Source organism: Euzebya rosea (genome assembly GCF_003073135.1).
GTDB lineage: Bacteria > Actinomycetota > Nitriliruptoria > Euzebyales > Euzebyaceae > Euzebya > Euzebya rosea.
Map to the genome: position 1 here is coordinate 55,848 of NZ_PGDQ01000007.1, position 15,789 is coordinate 71,636.

General features: G+C 70.6%; 13 protein-coding genes. 7 read left to right on the forward strand and 6 right to left on the reverse strand.

Features of this window, described 5'->3' with window-relative positions:
• Window positions 1–38 precede the first annotated feature (38 nt).
• Together CUC05_RS11255 and CUC05_RS11260 are read left to right on the forward strand one after the other, a co-directional pair.
• Window positions 39–1,118 carry a cell wall-binding repeat-containing protein gene (locus tag CUC05_RS11255; RefSeq protein WP_170127989.1) on the forward strand — a complete coding sequence of 360 codons (1,080 nt, stop codon included), beginning with the start codon at window positions 39–41 and terminating at the stop codon, window positions 1,116–1,118.
• 135 nt (window positions 1,119–1,253) lie between these two features.
• Window positions 1,254–2,627, forward strand: a complete 1,374-nt coding sequence (locus CUC05_RS11260; RefSeq protein ID WP_108666213.1) for an NAD-dependent succinate-semialdehyde dehydrogenase — start codon at window positions 1,254–1,256, stop codon at window positions 2,625–2,627.
• A gap of 69 nt (window positions 2,628–2,696) precedes the next feature.
• Here the strand turns inward: CUC05_RS11260 and CUC05_RS11265 are convergent, their stop codons facing one another.
• The 3 genes from CUC05_RS11265 to CUC05_RS11275 form a co-directional block, all read right to left on the reverse strand.
• Window positions 2,697–3,260, reverse strand: coding sequence for a nuclear transport factor 2 family protein (locus tag CUC05_RS11265; protein ID WP_108666214.1), 564 nt, complete (start codon window positions 3,258–3,260; stop codon window positions 2,697–2,699).
• A gap of 61 nt (window positions 3,261–3,321) precedes the next feature.
• Complete coding sequence (locus CUC05_RS11270) at window positions 3,322–4,593, reverse strand: hemolysin family protein (RefSeq protein WP_108666215.1); 1,272 nt, start codon at window positions 4,591–4,593, stop codon at window positions 3,322–3,324.
• 26 nt (window positions 4,594–4,619) lie between these two features.
• Window positions 4,620–5,561, reverse strand: coding sequence for a DUF808 domain-containing protein (locus CUC05_RS11275; protein WP_108666216.1), 942 nt, complete (start codon window positions 5,559–5,561; stop codon window positions 4,620–4,622).
• A 185-nt stretch (window positions 5,562–5,746) separates the two neighbouring features.
• Between CUC05_RS11275 and CUC05_RS11280 the strand changes: the two genes are divergently transcribed.
• On the forward strand, window positions 5,747–6,247 hold the full coding sequence (locus CUC05_RS11280; RefSeq protein WP_108666217.1) for a glutathione peroxidase: 501 nt from the start codon (window positions 5,747–5,749) through the stop codon (window positions 6,245–6,247).
• Window positions 6,244–6,411, forward strand: coding sequence for a hypothetical protein (locus CUC05_RS24685; protein WP_157965461.1), 168 nt, complete (start codon window positions 6,244–6,246; stop codon window positions 6,409–6,411). The genes CUC05_RS11280 and CUC05_RS24685 overlap by 4 nt, the downstream gene beginning before the upstream one ends.
• Window positions 6,412–6,424: 13 nt before the next feature.
• On the opposite strand, the gene CUC05_RS11285 is transcribed toward CUC05_RS24685, so the two are convergent.
• On the reverse strand, window positions 6,425–6,946 hold the full coding sequence (locus CUC05_RS11285) for an SRPBCC family protein (protein WP_157965462.1): 522 nt from the start codon (window positions 6,944–6,946) through the stop codon (window positions 6,425–6,427).
• A gap of 165 nt (window positions 6,947–7,111) precedes the next feature.
• On the opposite strand from CUC05_RS11285, the gene CUC05_RS11290 reads away from it, so the two are divergent.
• Window positions 7,112–10,282: a cell wall-binding repeat-containing protein gene (locus CUC05_RS11290; RefSeq protein WP_108666219.1), complete on the forward strand. Its 3,171-nt coding sequence runs from the start codon at window positions 7,112–7,114 to the stop codon at window positions 10,280–10,282.
• 21 nt (window positions 10,283–10,303) lie between these two features.
• Here CUC05_RS11290 and thrC read toward each other — a convergent pair whose 3' ends face one another.
• Together thrC and CUC05_RS11300 are read right to left on the reverse strand one after the other, a co-directional pair.
• Window positions 10,304–11,716, reverse strand: coding sequence for a threonine synthase (thrC, locus tag CUC05_RS11295; protein ID WP_108666220.1), 1,413 nt, complete (start codon window positions 11,714–11,716; stop codon window positions 10,304–10,306).
• A gap of 45 nt (window positions 11,717–11,761) precedes the next feature.
• Window positions 11,762–12,976: an MFS transporter gene (locus CUC05_RS11300; protein WP_205712275.1), complete on the reverse strand. Its 1,215-nt coding sequence runs from the start codon at window positions 12,974–12,976 to the stop codon at window positions 11,762–11,764.
• Window positions 12,977–13,082: 106 nt separating this feature from the next.
• Here CUC05_RS11300 and CUC05_RS11305 point away from each other — a divergent pair, with 106 nt between their 5' ends.
• Both CUC05_RS11305 and CUC05_RS11310 read left to right on the forward strand, forming a co-directional pair.
• Window positions 13,083–15,056, forward strand: a complete 1,974-nt coding sequence (locus CUC05_RS11305; protein ID WP_170127990.1) for a CASTOR/POLLUX-related putative ion channel — start codon at window positions 13,083–13,085, stop codon at window positions 15,054–15,056.
• A 56-nt stretch (window positions 15,057–15,112) separates the two neighbouring features.
• Window positions 15,113–15,784 (forward strand): hypothetical protein, encoded by a 672-nt coding sequence (locus CUC05_RS11310; RefSeq protein ID WP_108666223.1) that lies wholly within the window; start codon window positions 15,113–15,115, stop codon window positions 15,782–15,784.
• Window positions 15,785–15,789 lie beyond the last annotated feature (5 nt).

Below are 15,789 nucleotides of genomic sequence, written 5' to 3' on the forward strand. Positions count from 1 at the left end.
ACATGTTCACCCCCTCTCGGCGGCTGCTTGGCTCCGCTGTGTCCTGTGCACTTCTCACGGGACTTCTCGCCAGCCCGGCAGCCGCAGATGATGCGCGGCTGGCCGACTCCCTCGATCCGACGATCGCCTCCGTCGAGCTGGCCCTGGACATGTTCGCGCCCGGCAGCGTCGACGTGCTCGTGCTCGGTCGCAACGACCAGTTCGCCGACAACCTCGGCGGATCGGCGCTCGCAGGAATGCTCGGCGGGCCGCTGCTGCTGACCGACGGCGGGCCCAATGCGGCGCTGCGCCCGGAGGTCCTGGATGCCGTCGGAACGCTGGTCCCCCGCACCGAGGGCCTCGTGAACTGTGACCACCATCCGGTCGACGTGTACGTCCTCGGCGGCGAGAACGCCGTGTCGGTGGGCGCTGTCGAGGAGCTCGCCCTGGACGGGTACTGCCCGGCGCGCGTCGAGGGCGCGAGCCGGGTCGAAACGTCCGTGGCGGTCGCCCAGCAGATGCAGGCGCTGGGTGCAGGACAGCACTTCTTCCTGGCGCGAGCAGACAACTTCGCCGACTCCGCCGCCGCCGGTGCGTTCGGGGCGCTCATCGGACTCCCCATCCTGCTGACGCCACAGGACAGCGTGCACCAGGCTGTGTACGACTACATCTACCCACCGGACAGCGGAGAGGGTGAGGTCTGGGACGGGAGCGTCAACATCCTTGGGGGCACCGGGGCGATCTCGCAGGCCGTGGAGGACGAGCTCAACCAGTACCTGCCGGGCAACTCGGTCGGTCGCACGGCAGGTGCGACGCGGGACGAGACCTCGACGGTGATCGCTGACCGGTTCGTCGGACACCACCGGCCGGACGGCGAGGTCTCCAACGCCGTCGGCCTGGTCAACGGGTTCGCCGACGACGGCTGGGCGTACGCCCTGATCGGTGGTGCCGTCTCGCCGCTGACCAACGCCCCGATCCTGTACGTGCAGGCCGACGGCATCGGTGACCCAGTGGCCCGGTTCCTCGACACCCAGAAGCCCGCGTCCATCCTCGTGTTCGGCCCGGGCGAGCGCGTGAGCGACGAGACGGCCGCTGAGGCCCGCGTCCTTGCCGGTGAGGTCATCAGCAAGGAATCGTGACCTGACGTCCGGTGGTCGCGTGTACCCGTGACCACCGGGCCCCGGTCCCGGGTGTGACCGTCCATTGGGCGCGGCGCGTTTGCCGGCCCCTGCAGCGGGCAGCACAGCGGCACACGCCGATTCCCAGGAGACCCCATGGCCACCAGCACCACCGTGAACCCCGCCACCAACGAGGACATCGCGACCTACACCCACCACACCGACGCCGAGCTGACCCAGCTGATCGACGCAGCCGACGACGCCTTCGACAAGTGGCGCCGCGAGTCGTTCGAGACCCGCGCCACCGCGCTCCGCACGCTCGGCCAGCTGCTCCGCGACAACGTCGACGAGCTGTCGCAGCTGATGTCCACCGAGATGGGCAAGGTCATCCGCCAGGGCCCGAGCGAGGTGGAGCTGTGCGCGGCCATCTGTGACTGGACCGCCGACAACGGCGCGGCGATGCTCGCCGACGAGGACCGCGAGCTCGACGGCGGCCGGGCGATCGTGACCCACCAGCCCGTCGGCGTCATCTACGGCATCCAGCCGTGGAACTTCCCGATCTACCAGGTCATCCGCTACTCCGTCCCGCAAATCATGGCCGGTAACACCGTCCTGCTGAAGCACGCGCAGAACGTGTGGGGCATGGCCGAGCGCCTGCAGGAGCTGTACGAGGAGGCTGGGCTGCCCAAGGGCGTCTTCACCGCCCTGAAGATCTCCCACGACCAGTCCGACGAGGTCATCGCCAACCCGAAGGTCCGGGGTGTCACCCTCACCGGATCCGACGGGGCCGGGCGCCACGTCGCCGCCGTCGCCGGCAAGCACCTGAAGAAGACCGTGATGGAGCTCGGCAGCAACGACGCCTACGTGGTGCTGTCCGACGCCGACGTCGAGCAGGCCGTGAAGACCTGCGTCCAGGGTCGGATCGTCAACAACGGCGAGACCTGCGTGGCGGCAAAGCGGTTCGTCGTCGTCGACGACGTCTACGAGGCCTTCCGCGACGCCTTCGTCGAGCGGATGTCCGCCATCGAGCCGGGCGACCCCACCGACCCGAAGGCCAAGCTGGGGCCGATGGCCCGAACCGAGCTGAGGGACACCCTGCACCAGCAGGTCACCGAATCCGTGGAGAAGGGCGCGACGTTGCTGGTCGGCGGCGAGGTCCCCGACCGTCCCGGGGCCTGGTACCCCGCCACAGTCCTCGAGGACGTCGCCCCGGGTCAGCCCGCCTACGACGACGAGCTGTTCGGCCCCGCCGCGGCGCTGATCCGCGTCACGGACGACGCCGAGGCGATGCGTGTCGCCAACGACTCCCGCTACGGACTGGGAGGTGGCATCTTCTCCGCTGACGTCGACCGGGCGATCGAGCTCGCCCGCACGGAGTTCGACACCGGCATGGTCAACATCAACGGCTACAACCTGGCCAAGCCGAACCTGCCGTTCGGCGGGGTCAAGGACTCCGGCTACGGCCGGGAGCACGGCGGCTTCGGCATCCGCGAGTTCGTCAACGCCAAGGCCGTGATGATCGTCGAGTAGCCGTCAGCGGACGCAGCACAGGGCCCCGGGGTATCCCCCGGGGCCCTGTGCGTGTTGTCGCGCCTGTCGTCAGGCCGCGGTGTCCAGCCGGAGGTCACGAACCTGGATGCGCCACTTCCCGTCGCGCTCCAGGACCATCGTGTCCCGGTACACCCCGGTGCTCTGCACGATCGGCCCGTCGGCCGGATCGGCGACCACGAGCAGGGTCAGGTAGGACGTCACCTGGACCGTCGTGCGATCGATCCGGTCGATCTGGCTGTTGCTCATCACGTGGCGACGCTGGTCGTCCTGGGACTCCAGCGCGTCGAGGAACAGCCCCATGACCTCCTCGATGCCCTCGAACACGAGCGGTTCGTCGAAGGCGGGCGAGGCGTAGACGAACGTGGCGTCGTCGGTGAACGCGTCACGCATCAGCTCGGGGTCGTTCTCGTCGTAGGCCTCGGCCCACTGGTACAGCGTGTCGAGCACGGCTTGGCTGTCGACCTTGGGGCCCTGCGCCTGGGACTGGCCGTGTCCGCCACGGTCGGCGGTGCTGGACTCGGCCGTCGGCGGGACGACCACGAAGAGGAGGGCCAGGCTCGCGACGATGGCGAGGGCAAGCAGCGCGAGCGGGCGGTACCGGACGTTGACCATGATGTTCCTCCGTATTATGCGTATGAATAGCCCGCACCCTACGGCAGCCCGGAGGATTGCACTAGTCCTCGTCGAGTGATTCCTCGACGGGCACGAGCCGGACCCGCTCAACGCGCCGCGTCGTGGCGTCGACGACCTCGATGTCCCAGCTCCCGACCCGCACCCGGTCGCCACGTTCGGGGATGCGGTGCAGCTCGGCCAGGACCAGCCCGCCGATGGTGGTGTAGTCCCCCCGTGGCAGGTCGACGTCGATGTCGACGAGGTCGTGCACCGGATAGGACCCCTCCAGCAGCATCGACCCGTCCGGGTCGATCTCGACGCCCCGGACATCGGGATCGGCCTCGTCCCAGATCTCGCCGACCAGCTCCTCCAGCAGGTCCTCGACGGTGACGATGCCGGCGGTACCCCCGTGTTCGTCGATGACGACGACCATCTGCTGGCGCTCCTCCTGCATGCGGTGGAGGGCATCGAGGCAGCCGACGGATTCGGGCAGCACCAGGACCTCCCGGACGTGGTCGGCCAGCAGCCCCTCGGCCCCTACGAGATCACGCAGGTGGACCGTACCGATGACCTCGTCGAGGTCGCCGGTGTGCACCGGGACTCGGGTGTGGCCGCTCTCGGCCATCACGGCCGAGGCCGCAGCGGCGTCGTGGTCGTGTGGAAGGGCCACGACCTCGACCCTCGGCACCATCACCTGTCGCAGCGTGTGGTCGGCGAACTCGAAGGCGCCGTCGATGATGCGACGTTCGTGCTCGGTGAGCTCCGGCTGCACCGCGACCATGTCTCGCAGGTCGTCCTCGGTGAGCTCCTCGCGTTGCTGTGCGGGATCTGCCCCGAGCAGCTTCACCACGAGGTCGGTGGAGATGCCGAGCAGCCACACCACCGGTCGGGTGACGGTGGCGAGTCCGGCAAGGGGACGCGCCGCGAGCAGTCCCCACGACTCGGTGCGCTGCAGCGCGACGCGCTTGGGCGCCAGCTCGCCGAACACCAGGGTGAGGAAGGTCAGCGCTGCCGTGACCAGGACGATGGACACGGGCCGGGCGGCCGCACCGAGGACGGCCTCCAGCGGGGCCTGGAGCGGTTCGGCCAGCGACACCGCCGCCGTGGCGGATGCCAGGAAGCCGGCAAGCGTGATGCCGATCTGGATCGTCGCGAGGAACTGGTTGGGTTCCCGGGCCAGCCGGGCGAGCAGCGCGCCCCGCCCACCCTGCTGCTCGAGCTTCGCGAGCTGGGCCTCACGGAGGCTGACCAGCGCCATCTCGCTGCCGGCGAACAAGGCGTTGAGGGTGACCAGCACGCCGACCAGCCCGAGCTGTAGCCATATGGAGTTCATCGCCGCCAGTATGCGGCGGGTTGCGCCTAGTGGCTCGGTGCCTCGCCCCGCAGCTTGGCCCAGGTCATCTGGCCACCGACGAGAACGGCGCCGAAGACCAGGCCGAGCACAGCGGATCCGGCGGTGTTCACCAGCCAGGCCAGCAGACCACCCAGCCCGCCCTCGACGGCCTCGTGGACCGACTCCTCCCAGCCGTGCACGAGGTCGTAGGGGGCGGTCAGCCCCAGCTCCTCCAGGCCGATCAGCTCGATGTGGCCGCCCACCCACAACATGGCGGCGGTGCCGATGATGCCCAGCGCCGACAGGACCTTGGGCATGGCGCCCACCAGCCGCCTGCCGAACGTGGCCATGCCGTTCTCGCGGGTCTCGGCCAGGTGCAGGCCGACGTCGTCCATGCGCACGAGGAGCGCCACGACGCCGTAGATGAGGATGGTGATGCCGATCGCGACGACGACGAGGATCAGGCCCCGGCTGACCAGCGGCTCGTCGGCCACCTCGTTGAGCGCGATCGTCATGATCTCCGCGGACAGGATGAGGTCGGTGCGGATGGCGCCGGACACCACCTCGTCCTCGGACTTCATCTTCTCGGTGGTGGCTTCGCCGTGGTCGTGCCCGGCGACGACCGCCCAGATCTTGTGCACCGCCTCGTAGCAGAGGTAGGCCCCGCCCAGCATCAGCAGGGGTGTGAGGAGGACCGGGAGCAGCTCGCTGAGGAGCAGCAGGACCGGGACGACGAACAGCAGCTTGTTGCGGAACGACCCCTTCGCGATCTTCTTGATGATGGGCAGCTCACGGTTGGCCGCGAGGCCGTGCACGTACTGCGGCGTCACCGCAGCGTCGTCGATCACCACACCCGCCGCCTTGGACGTTGCGCGACCCGCGGCGGCGCCGATGTCGTCCAGGGACGTCGCGGCCAGCTTGGCGAGCGTCACCACGTCGTCGAGGAGCCCGACCAGTCCACCGGCCATCAGCCAACCCCGCCCGTGGTCGAACGGTGGGACTCGCGGCAGGCAACGAACATCGTGGCTCCCGGGGTTGGGATCGTCGGGGGGCGTTGGCCCGCAGTATTCCATCCCGTCCGGCGTCCGGACAGCCGCCAGGACGCCGCACGCCCCGGCTGACGGCCCGACCGAACCGGGCTAGCGTGCCGGCCATGAACGTCTACGACATCGCCATCGCCGGCCTCGAGGGTTCCCCCGCCACAGTGCTCGACGAGCAGCGCGGCCGGGCGACCCTGATCGTGAACGTGGCCTCCCGGTGCGGCCTGACCCCGCAGTACGACGGCCTCGTGGCGCTGGCCGACCGCTACGGCGACCGTGGGTTCGGCGTGGTCGGTGTGCCGTGCAACCAGTTCATGGGGCAGGAACCGGGGACGCCGGAGGAGATCCTCGAGTTCTGCAGCACCACCTACGGCGTGGACTTCCCGCTGACGGAGAAGGTGGACGTCAACGGTGCGGAGCGGCACCCGCTGTACGAGGCGCTCGTCCCAGCCGCGGATGCCGAGGGACACGACGGGGACATCCGCTGGAACTTCGAGAAGTTCCTCGTGGCCCCCGACGGCTCGATCGTGGACCGCTTCGGCCCGAAGGTCGAACCGCTGGACCAACGTGTCCTGTCCGCCATCGAAGCCGTGCTGCCCGACGCGCAGACGTGAGCGTGGCCGACGACCACGGGCTGGATCCTCGTCGCCACGAACGCCGGGCGCCCGTCTGCCCGGCGTGCGGCGTGACCACCCTGCCCCAGGAGGTCGCCGATCCCGACGGTGGGTTCCGCTGCGAGAACCCCGACTGCGAGCTGTTCGACGAGCCCGTCGGCTAGATGGTGTGTCCAGCTAGGCGGCGACCGTGCGGCCCGACACGGGGTCGGCCGCCCGGACCTCCATGCCCCGACGGCCCGGGTTGCCCAGGTGGTCCAGGAGGTTGTCGGCGAACCGACTGCCACCCCCACGCATCGTGGCGAACATCACGGCGGTGACCGGCCGCGACATCATGCGGGGCAGCGGCAGCTCGACGGTCGCGGTCAGGTCGATGGCGACCCTGGTCCGACCGTCGGCCTCCGGGGTGACCTCGAGGTGGCCGGTCGCCGACGCCCGTTCGTCGACGTCGGGGGCGGGACGGAACCGGATGGCGTCGGTGCCGATGTCCATCAGCGTGGTGAACCGGGCCGTGGCCGTCACACCCAGGGCCGAGACCTCCACCAGCTGCCACGTCCACCGATCGCCGTTGGTGTCGATCCGTGCCACGAGCGGCGTCAGGGTGGCCAGGCAGTCGGGGTCGGCGAGGACGTCGAAGACCCGGTCGTGCTCGACGTCGAGGACGTCGTTGGCGATCACGCGCTGTGCGAAACAAGTCATGGCGCTCCATGTACCCCCGACCCGCCCGACCCGACACATGTGAGACCCGGTATCAGCTCGTGGCCACGCTGGGACGCGATCTGCACACCCTGGGTTAGCGTGAGCGCCTCCGCGTCCAGAGCCGGACGCGGATGCGGGCCACGGGTCCGCTGAGGAGGCGCAGTCATGAGTGCAGTCAGGACGGGGCAGCTGGCGTTGCTGATCGCGATCGCGGTCTCGATGGCCGTGGCGACCACGGGGCCCGCAACGGCCTCGACGGCGGCTGGGAGCGGGGTGCCGTCGGTCGTGACCGGCCATCGGCCCGGGCCCGACGCCCTCCACCTCCCGCCCCCACGCGCACCGCAGCTGGAGAACACCGGGCCGTGGCAGGCCGATCCGCTGCTGATCTCGGGCGCACATGCCTACCGCGACGGGGAGTGGCTGTACCAGGACTTCCTGTTCGACGACCACGGCGCCACCGGCGTCCCGGATCCCGAGGACCCCTACGGCGTCTCGACGAACCTCTACTCCCCCTCCGCAGGCACCTTCACCTATCCGACCGCCGAGGCCTACCGGCACAACGCCGCAGACCTCGTCGAGCTGCGGATCACCCGCGTGGCCGACGCCACGGCCCTGCGGGTCACCCTCAACACCCTCGTCGACCCGGCCCTGACCGCCGTCACCATCGCGCTCGGCGACACCGGCAGCCATGACTGGCCGCACGGCGCCGGGGCGGCCTCCCTCGCCGAGGTCTTCCTGACCACGCACGGGGGGACCGCCGAGCTCCTCGACGCCGCGACCGGCGAGGCCCTCAGCCCCTCCCCCACGGTCACCGTCGACCTCGAACGCCGGCAGCTCGACCTGCGGATCCCAGACGCCGCATGGAACCCGGGGGCAGTCGAGGTCCCCGTCACGGTCGGCGTGGGACTGTGGGACGTCGAAGCAGGCACCTACCTGGCCCCGCAGCCCGGGCCCGCCACCGAGGACACCCCCGGCGGCGGCAGCGTCCTCGGCAGCGCGCTGGTCAACGTCGGTCCCCGGCTGGACGAACCGACCCCCTTCATCGCCGGTGTCACCATGGCCGACACCGCCGTCGGCGCCCGCGCGCTGGCCCCCTGGTGGCGCGAGCGACAGCAGTCGCTGCAGCTGACCGCCCGGGACCTCTCCCCCTTCTCCACCAGCGTCGACTTCGGCAACCTCGGCGCGGCCGGGGTCACCGACGAGTCCACCCTCCCGACCAGCGGCCCGATGAACCGCATCCACGCCAGCCGCTACGTCGCCGGACAGGGGATCGAACCCGACAACGTCTGCTTCGCCATCTCCAGCACACCGAGCACCCCCGGTACCAGCTGCCACGGGCGATACGTCGGACAGCTGCAGCCCTACGCCATCCACGTCCCGGAGGGCGACCCGCCGGCGGACGGGTGGGGGCTGACCCTGCTCCTGCACTCGTTGTCGGCCAACCACAACCAGTACCTGTCGACCAACAACCAGGTCCAGCTGGGCGAACGGGGCGAGGGCCACATCGTCATCACCCCCGAGGGTCGAGGCCCGGACGGCTTCTACACCGGCGTGCCCGAGGCCGAGACGTTCGAGGTCTGGGCCGACGCCGCCCGCCACCACACCATCGATGCCGATCGTGTCGCGGTGTCCGGCTACTCCATGGGCGGGTTCGGGACCTACCGGCTGATGGCCCGCTACCCCGACCTGTTCGCCCTCGGGTTCTCCGTCGTCGGCGCGCCCGGCACCGTGGCCGACCAGCTGGCGTCCCTGCACAACACACCGCTGCTGGCGTGGAACGCTGCCGCCGACGAGCTGGTGAACATCGGCGACGCCGAGGAGGCCCACGCGGGCCTGGTCGAGGCGGGGATCGCCCACGTCTACGACCTGTTCACCACCGCCGACCACCTGACCCTGGCCGGCAACGACGAGTACACCCCGGGTGCGGACTGGATGGGCGACGCCGAGGTCGACCGTGACCCGGCGACGATCCGCTACGTCCTGGACCCCAGCGAGGACGCCCTCGACGTCCTCGCCGACCACGCCTACTGGCTGTCCCGGCTGCGCCTGGCGGACCCCGACGCCGCACCGACCGGCACGATCGAGGTGCACTCGGCTGCCCACGGGACCGGCCGGCGCACGGCGGCGGACACGAGCCCCGGTGGAGGGGCGCTCGTGGGTGGCAACGCCGGCCCCATCAGCTACATCGAACGCGGTGTCGAGCAGGCCGAGGGTGAAGCGACACCGCCGGCCGACCGGCTGGAGATCACCGCGACCAACATCGCCTCGGTGACCATCGACCCGACCCGTGCTGGGGTGACCTGCGCGGTCGAGCTCGTCGTGGACAGCGACGGCCCCCTCGACGTCGTCCTGGCCGGCTGTCCCGGGTCGGGCATCCAGCGGCTGGGCGCGGAGGACCCCGTTGCCCTGTCGATCCTCGCGGCCCGCGCCAGCGTCGACGGGGCCAGCGCCACGAGCGCCACCCTGGCGACCACCGTCGACTTCGCCGACGCCACGACCGGATCGGCCCTGGCAGCCGCCGGTCCGCTGCTGCTGACCGGCCCGGACGGGCTCGACGACCGTGTGGCCGCAGCCCTCCGGGAGCTGATGGTCGATGGGGCCGACGTGCGGCTGCTCGGCGGCACGGCTGCGCTGTCGGAGGCGGTGGCGGACGACGTCCGGGCGCTCGGCTTCGTGACCCGCCGCATCGCCGGTCCCACCCGCATCGAAACCGCCGTCGAGGTGGCTGCCACCGTGACCCAGCTGCTCGGCACGCCCGATCGTTACCTGCTCGCCAGGGCGTACGGGACGCCGGAGAACCCGACCAGCGCATGGGCAGACGCGATCGGCGCGTCGTCGGCTGCCGCGCTGCATGGCTGGCCGATCCTCCTGACCGACCGTGCGGGGCTGCATCCGTCCACCGCCGGCTGGCTGGATGCCCACACCGGCGGACGCCCGATCAGCGTCCTCGGCGGCGACGCTGCCCTGTCGCCCGCGGTGGCCGCGGCGCTGCCCGACGGCAGCACGGTCAGCCGGATCGGCGGGACGACGCGCGACGAGACCGCCGCGCTGATCAGCAGCGAGCTGCTGGGTGTGTCGCAGGCCAGCGCCGGACGGCAGCTGCACGTCCACGACGGCTGGGCCGACGACGGTTGGGCGTGGGGACTCGCCGGCAGCTCGCTGTCCGCAACCGACGCCCGGCCCCTCCTGCCCCTCAACCGTGACGGGCTCGCCATCGGCAGCGCCCGGCTGCTGGGCTGCGGCACCCGGCCGGCGACAGCCATCGTCCTCGGTGACACCGCCGAGCTGTCCGACACCGTCGTGCAACGCCACCTCACCTGCCCCGGCGGCGGGTGACGGGGCTGCTGGAGCGAGGGACTAGGCGCAGGTGGCGGCCACGAAGTCCTTGACCTGCGCCACGTCGGCGTCCATGACCCGGACCCGATGGGGCAGGTCGAGCAGGCCGGCAAGCCGTTCGGGGATCTCGGGCTCGGTCCCGATGGCCTCCACGATGGTGTCGGCGAACTTGGCCGGCAGGGCGGTCTCCAGCACGATCATCGGCACGCCGTCGACCCGGTGACGAGCCGCGACCGTCAGGCCGTCGGCGGTGTGGGGGTCCACCAGGGACCCGTGCTGCTCCCATGTGCTGCGGATCGTGCCGACCCGGTCGGCGTGGGTGCTGGTGTCGGCGAGGAAGCCGAAGGACTCGATCCGGTCGAACTCCTCGGCGGAGACCGAGAAGGCACCGTCCGTGGACAGCGCATCACCGAACAGGCTGCGGACCCGATCACCGTCACGACCGACGAGGTCGAAGACGAACCGCTCGAAGTTCGACGCCTTGGAGATGTCCATCGAGGGGCTGGACGTCTCGTGGGTCTCCGCGCCGCTGCGGACCCGGTAGGTCCCGGTGGCGAAGAACTCCGCAAGCACGTTGTTCTCGTTGGTGGCGACCACGAGCCGGTCGATCGGGATGCCCATGGACCGGGCGACGTGGCCGGCGCAGACGTTCCCGAAGTTGCCCGAGGGGACCGTGAAGCTGACGACCTGGTCGTTGTCGGTCGTGGCTCGCAGGTAGCCGGCGACGTAGTAGACGACCTGGGCGACCAGCCGTGCCCAGTTGATGGAGTTGACCGTGCCGATGCGATGGGCGCGCTTGAAGGGCAGGTCGTTGGAGACGGCCTTGACGATGTCCTGGGCGTCGTCGAACACCCCGTGGACGGCGATGTTGTGGATGTTGGGGTCGGTGAGGCTGAACATCTGCGCCTGCTGGAACGGGCTCATCCGGCCCTTCGGGGTCAGCATGAACACACGGATGCCCTCGCGGCCGCGCATGGCGTACTCCGCGGCGCTGCCCGTGTCGCCGGACGTCGCGCCGAGGATGTTCAGCGTCTCCCCGCGGCGGCCGAGCTCGTACTCGAACAGCGCGCCCAGCAGCTGCATCGCCATGTCCTTGAACGCCAGCGTCGGCCCGTTGGACAGCTCCTGGACGAGGATCCCGGTGTCCCCGAGGGGCCGCAGCGGCGTGATCTCCGGGGTCCCGAAGCGTTCGGAGGTGTAGGTCTCGCCGACGATCCGGCGCAGGTCGTCGTGCGGGATGTCGTCGACGAACAACGACAGGACCTCGGTGGCGAGCTCGGCGTAGCCCAACCCTCGCCAACGCGTCAGCGTGGCGTCGTCCACCGTCGGATAGGTCTCCGGCAGGTAGAGGCCGCCGTCGGGTGCGAGCCCCTCCAGGAGGATGTCGCAGAAGGGCTGCGGGGTCGCGTCGCCGCGGGTGCTGACGTACTTCATGGTCGCCGATCGTAGGTTCCCGGCGCCGTTCCAACAGATCCGGGATCAGCTCGTGGGCGTCACGGCCGGCCGGGGACGGTCGACCGTGGCGCGGTCCAGCCGCAGCGACAGCAGGATCGTGATCGCCACCGTGCAGGCGAGCAGCCCCTTGAGGCCGTTGTCGAAGCTGGTCCCCTCCCCCACCAGGCTGATCACGACCGGGGCACCGAAGCCGAGATAGGCCACGGCGTAGAAGGTCGACACGAGCGCGCCGCGGGCGGCCGGGTCGGCCAGCCGTTGTGTGGCGGTCAACCCGGCGGCCAGGGTCAGCCCGTACCCGACCCCCAGCGACGTGGCGGCGGGCAGCAGGACCCAGGCGGCGTCGACGGCGGCGGCAACCAGGCCGAGCGACAACCCGAGGGCACCCGCCGCTGCGCCAACGGGGGCGGCACGCGCCGGCCCCAGCCGCTTCTCCAGCCGCTGGACGAACGCCCCGGTGGTCAGGGCCAGACCGGCCGCAGCCCCGGTGACGGCCAGGGCGATCCCGGGCATGGCCGCCTGCAGCCGGAGCGGCAGCGTGACCGCTGCCACCGACGGGAAGGTGAAGACGCACAGGGCTGCGGGGACGACGAACCGGAGGAACGGCTGACGGGCTGCCGGTGGGACGCCGAGGTCGATCAACGGTCCGGTGCCCCGTGGGTGGAGGAGCGTCTCGGGGACGCCACGCATGACGACCAACGCGGCCGCCATCAGGACGAGGTGCACCACGAACGGGGTGATCGCGGGGGCCGGCGCCCACTGCGCCAGGGCCCCCGCAGTCAGGGGGCCAAGCCCGAAGCCGAGGCTGAGCGCCGTCGCGGCCGCCCTGCTCGCCGCCCCCTGGTCGGGGACCAGCTCGCCCATCCATGCGCTGCCGACGCTGAACACGGCCCCCGAGACCATGCCCTGGGCCAGCCGTGCCAGCAGGAGCACCCACAGCCCTGCCGAGGCCCCGAGGAACATGGCCGATGCGAGCACGGACACGACGACGAACGGCACGACCACCGGTCGCCGTCCGAGCCGATCCGACGCGGGCCCTGCCAGGAAGAGGGCGGGCAGCAGTCCGGCGGCGTAGACGGCGAAGATGATGGTGACCGAGGTGGCGGACAGGTCCAGCCGTTCGCGGTACAGCAGCAGGAGCGGCGTGGACACGTTGGTCCCGAACGCGACGGCGAACAGGACGAAGGCGAGTCCTCGCGCCGTGCTGGGCAACGCCCGGACACGAGGGGCGGCGGTGGTCACCGGCCCGAGGCTAGCGGGACCGGATGCGCTCTGTGACGACGAGGCCACGGAGGAGTAGCTTCCAGCCTTCGGCCCGATGACGGGCCCAGGTGAAGAAGAGAGAGCCATGTCCGCCCGTGTCGTGCGTGCCCGCCGCTTCCCCCCGTCGTCGCCCCCGGTGAGGACCGCTCCCCCCGCTCGGCCCCATCGGTCGCTACGAACCCGCTCGGCCTACGCCTTCGACCGCTCGCTGTCCCGAGGATCGGTGGCCCTGATCGGCTGGCTGGGCGTCCTCTCGGTGACCGTGGTCGTGCTGGGCGCGACCATCCTCGTCCTCCTCGGGCTGCACCCCGAGGACGCGGAGTCGATCGGCGCGGCAGAGGCCGTGTGGCAATCCCTGATGCGTGCCCTCGATGCGGGTGCGGTCGGGGCGGACGTGGGCTGGGCGTTCCGTGCGGTGATGTTGCTCGTCACCATCGGCGGGCTGTTCATCCTGTCGACCCTGATCGGCGTGCTGACCACCGGCATCGAGGGCCGGCTCGAGCAGCTGCGCAAGGGCCGGTCGGTCGTCGTGGAGGACGGCCACTCCCTGATCCTGGGGTGGTCGCCGAAGGTGCTGGTCATCCTGTCGGAGCTCGCGGTGGCCAACGCCAACGTCGCCAGGCCGAGGGTCGTGGTCATGGCGGAGCGCGACAAGGTGGAGATGGAGGACGAGATCCGCGAGCAGCTGGGCGATCTGCTCGGCGACACCCGGGTCATCTGCCGGTCGGGCAACCCGATGTCGATCACGGACCTCGCGATCGTCAGCCCTGCCACCGCCCGATCGGTGGTGCTGGTCGCTCCGGAAGAGGACCATCGCGACCGCTTCGTGCTCCGCGGGCTGCTTGCGCTCAGCGATCCGTCGGTGCGTCCGCCCGGGAGCAACCACATCGTCGCCACCATCGAGGACCCCGCCAACCGCGAGGTTGCGCGGATCATCGGCGGGGACGACGTGCGGCTCCTGGGCGTCGGTGACCTGATCGCGCGGATCACCGCACAGACCTGTCGCCAGTCGGGCCTGTCGGTGGTCATCCACGAGCTGCTGGACTTCGACGGCGACGAGATCTACTTCTCCGCCGTCCCCGCGCTGGCCGGGCGCACCTGGCGCGAGGTGCTGCTGTCCTTCGAGACGTGCAGCCCCATCGGGCTCCGCCACGTCGACGGAACCATCGCCCTCAACCCCCCTGCCGACCTCGTACTCGGAGCCGACGACGTCGTGATCGCCATCGCGGCAGACGACGACCGCGTCGTGCTGCCCGACGCGCCGGTCGCCTCGCCGATCGAGGTCCACATCCAGTCACCGACCGCGACGTCGATGCCTCCGGAACGCACCCTCGTCCTCGGCTGGAACGACCGGGGGACGGTGCTCCTGCGCAACCTCGACGCCTACGTACCCGACAATTCGACGGTCGAGGTGGTGACCAGCCATCCGGACGTGCAGCCCGCCCTCGAGGAGCTCGGTGCCGAGCTGCGCACGATGACCCTCACGACTCGGACGGCTGACATCACCCGGCGGACGGTCCTCGAGGAGATGGCCCTGGGCGCGATCGACCACGTCATCATCCTTGCCGATGCCCATGCGGCCGGGCGGGACGAGGCGGACACCGACACGATGATCACCCTGCTTCACCTGCGCGATCTCGCGGCCCGACACGACTGTCATTTCGCGGTCGTGACCGAGGTCCTCGACAGCCGCAACCGTGAGCTGCTGCGCACGACGTCGGCCGATGACTTCATCGTGTCCGAGCGGTTGATCAGCCTCCTGATGAGCCAGGTCTCCGAGACCCCGGCCCTCGAGACGGTCTTCACCCAGCTGTTCGACCCCGAGGGGTCCGAGATCTACCTGCGGCCCGCGCACCACTACGTCCAGCCGGATGTCGCGACGCCGTTCAGCACCGTTGTGGCGGCCGCTGCTGCCCGGGGCGAGACAGCCATCGGGTACCGGTTGGTCGACCTCGGCGACGACCCGGCACGTGCCCACGGGGTGGTGGTCAACCCGGGCCGGTCCACCGAAGTGCGGCTCGGTCGGGGTGATCGCGTGATCGTCCTCGCCGAGGGCTGAACGAAGCGGCGCGCGTCGAGCAGGAGTTGGGGGGACCCGTGGCGAACAGGCCTGCCATGACCACCTTCACTGCTCGCTCGTCCCTCCCCGTCCGGCTGCTCACCCTCGTGGTCGCAGTGGCCCTCGCCGTCCTGACCCCCGCGCTCGCGTCGGCCCAGAACGTCACCTACACCAAGAAGACCCACACGCTGAACATGAACGTCGGATGTGTCCAGGGGTCCGACGGCACCACCTGCGACACCACCAGCTACTGGCTGGGCCGCAACGTCGGGAACAACAACGTCGGCAGCAGCCTCGACTTCACCCCCTTGGGCTACGTCAACGGTGGCAACACCCTGTCCTTCCCGGCCGACTCCAGCGTTCCGGCCACCTACGTCCTGCGCGCCGACGGGACCCCGCTGACCGCCACCATCCAGTACACCGGGTTCCTCGGCCCGGTCGTCGCAGCGGACTCCTCGGTGACCCTCACCGTGTCCGCCCATGTCGAGGGGACTCCCTCCTTCCAGCGGACCGTCATCGGCAGCGGGACCGTCAACAAGCCGCTCGACACCGACGGCACCTACACCTTCTCCTTCACCATCGATCCGGCCCTGGACAAGAAGGTCATCGACGGCATCGGGACCGAGGTCACCTTCGGGGCCATCAGCGCCGCGTCGACCGGGTTCTTCAACGGCAAGGGCGGGTCGAACATCCGCCTGCCCTACTACGAGGTGACGACCACCCCGTAGGGATC

Excerpts from the sequence above, each read along its gene's own strand:
- CUC05_RS11280 (WP_108666217.1), top strand. The coding sequence starts at position 5,747 with ATGAACGTCTACGACATCGCCATCGCCGGCCTCGAGGGTTCCCCCGCC.
- CUC05_RS11290 (WP_108666219.1), top strand. The coding sequence starts at position 7,112 with ATGAGTGCAGTCAGGACGGGGCAGCTGGCGTTGCTGATCGCGATCGCG.
- CUC05_RS11305 (WP_170127990.1), top strand. The coding sequence starts at position 13,083 with ATGTCCGCCCGTGTCGTGCGTGCCCGCCGCTTCCCCCCGTCGTCGCCC.
- thrC (WP_108666220.1), bottom strand. The coding sequence starts at position 11,716 with ATGAAGTACGTCAGCACCCGCGGCGACGCGACCCCGCAGCCCTTCTGC.
- CUC05_RS11260 (WP_108666213.1), top strand. The coding sequence starts at position 1,254 with ATGGCCACCAGCACCACCGTGAACCCCGCCACCAACGAGGACATCGCG.
- CUC05_RS11265 (WP_108666214.1), bottom strand. The coding sequence starts at position 3,260 with ATGGTCAACGTCCGGTACCGCCCGCTCGCGCTGCTTGCCCTCGCCATC.
- CUC05_RS11310 (WP_108666223.1), top strand. The coding sequence starts at position 15,113 with ATGACCACCTTCACTGCTCGCTCGTCCCTCCCCGTCCGGCTGCTCACC.
- CUC05_RS11270 (WP_108666215.1), bottom strand. The coding sequence starts at position 4,593 with ATGAACTCCATATGGCTACAGCTCGGGCTGGTCGGCGTGCTGGTCACC.
- CUC05_RS11275 (WP_108666216.1), bottom strand. The coding sequence starts at position 5,561 with ATGGCCGGTGGACTGGTCGGGCTCCTCGACGACGTGGTGACGCTCGCC.
- CUC05_RS11285 (WP_157965462.1), bottom strand. The coding sequence starts at position 6,946 with ATGACTTGTTTCGCACAGCGCGTGATCGCCAACGACGTCCTCGACGTC.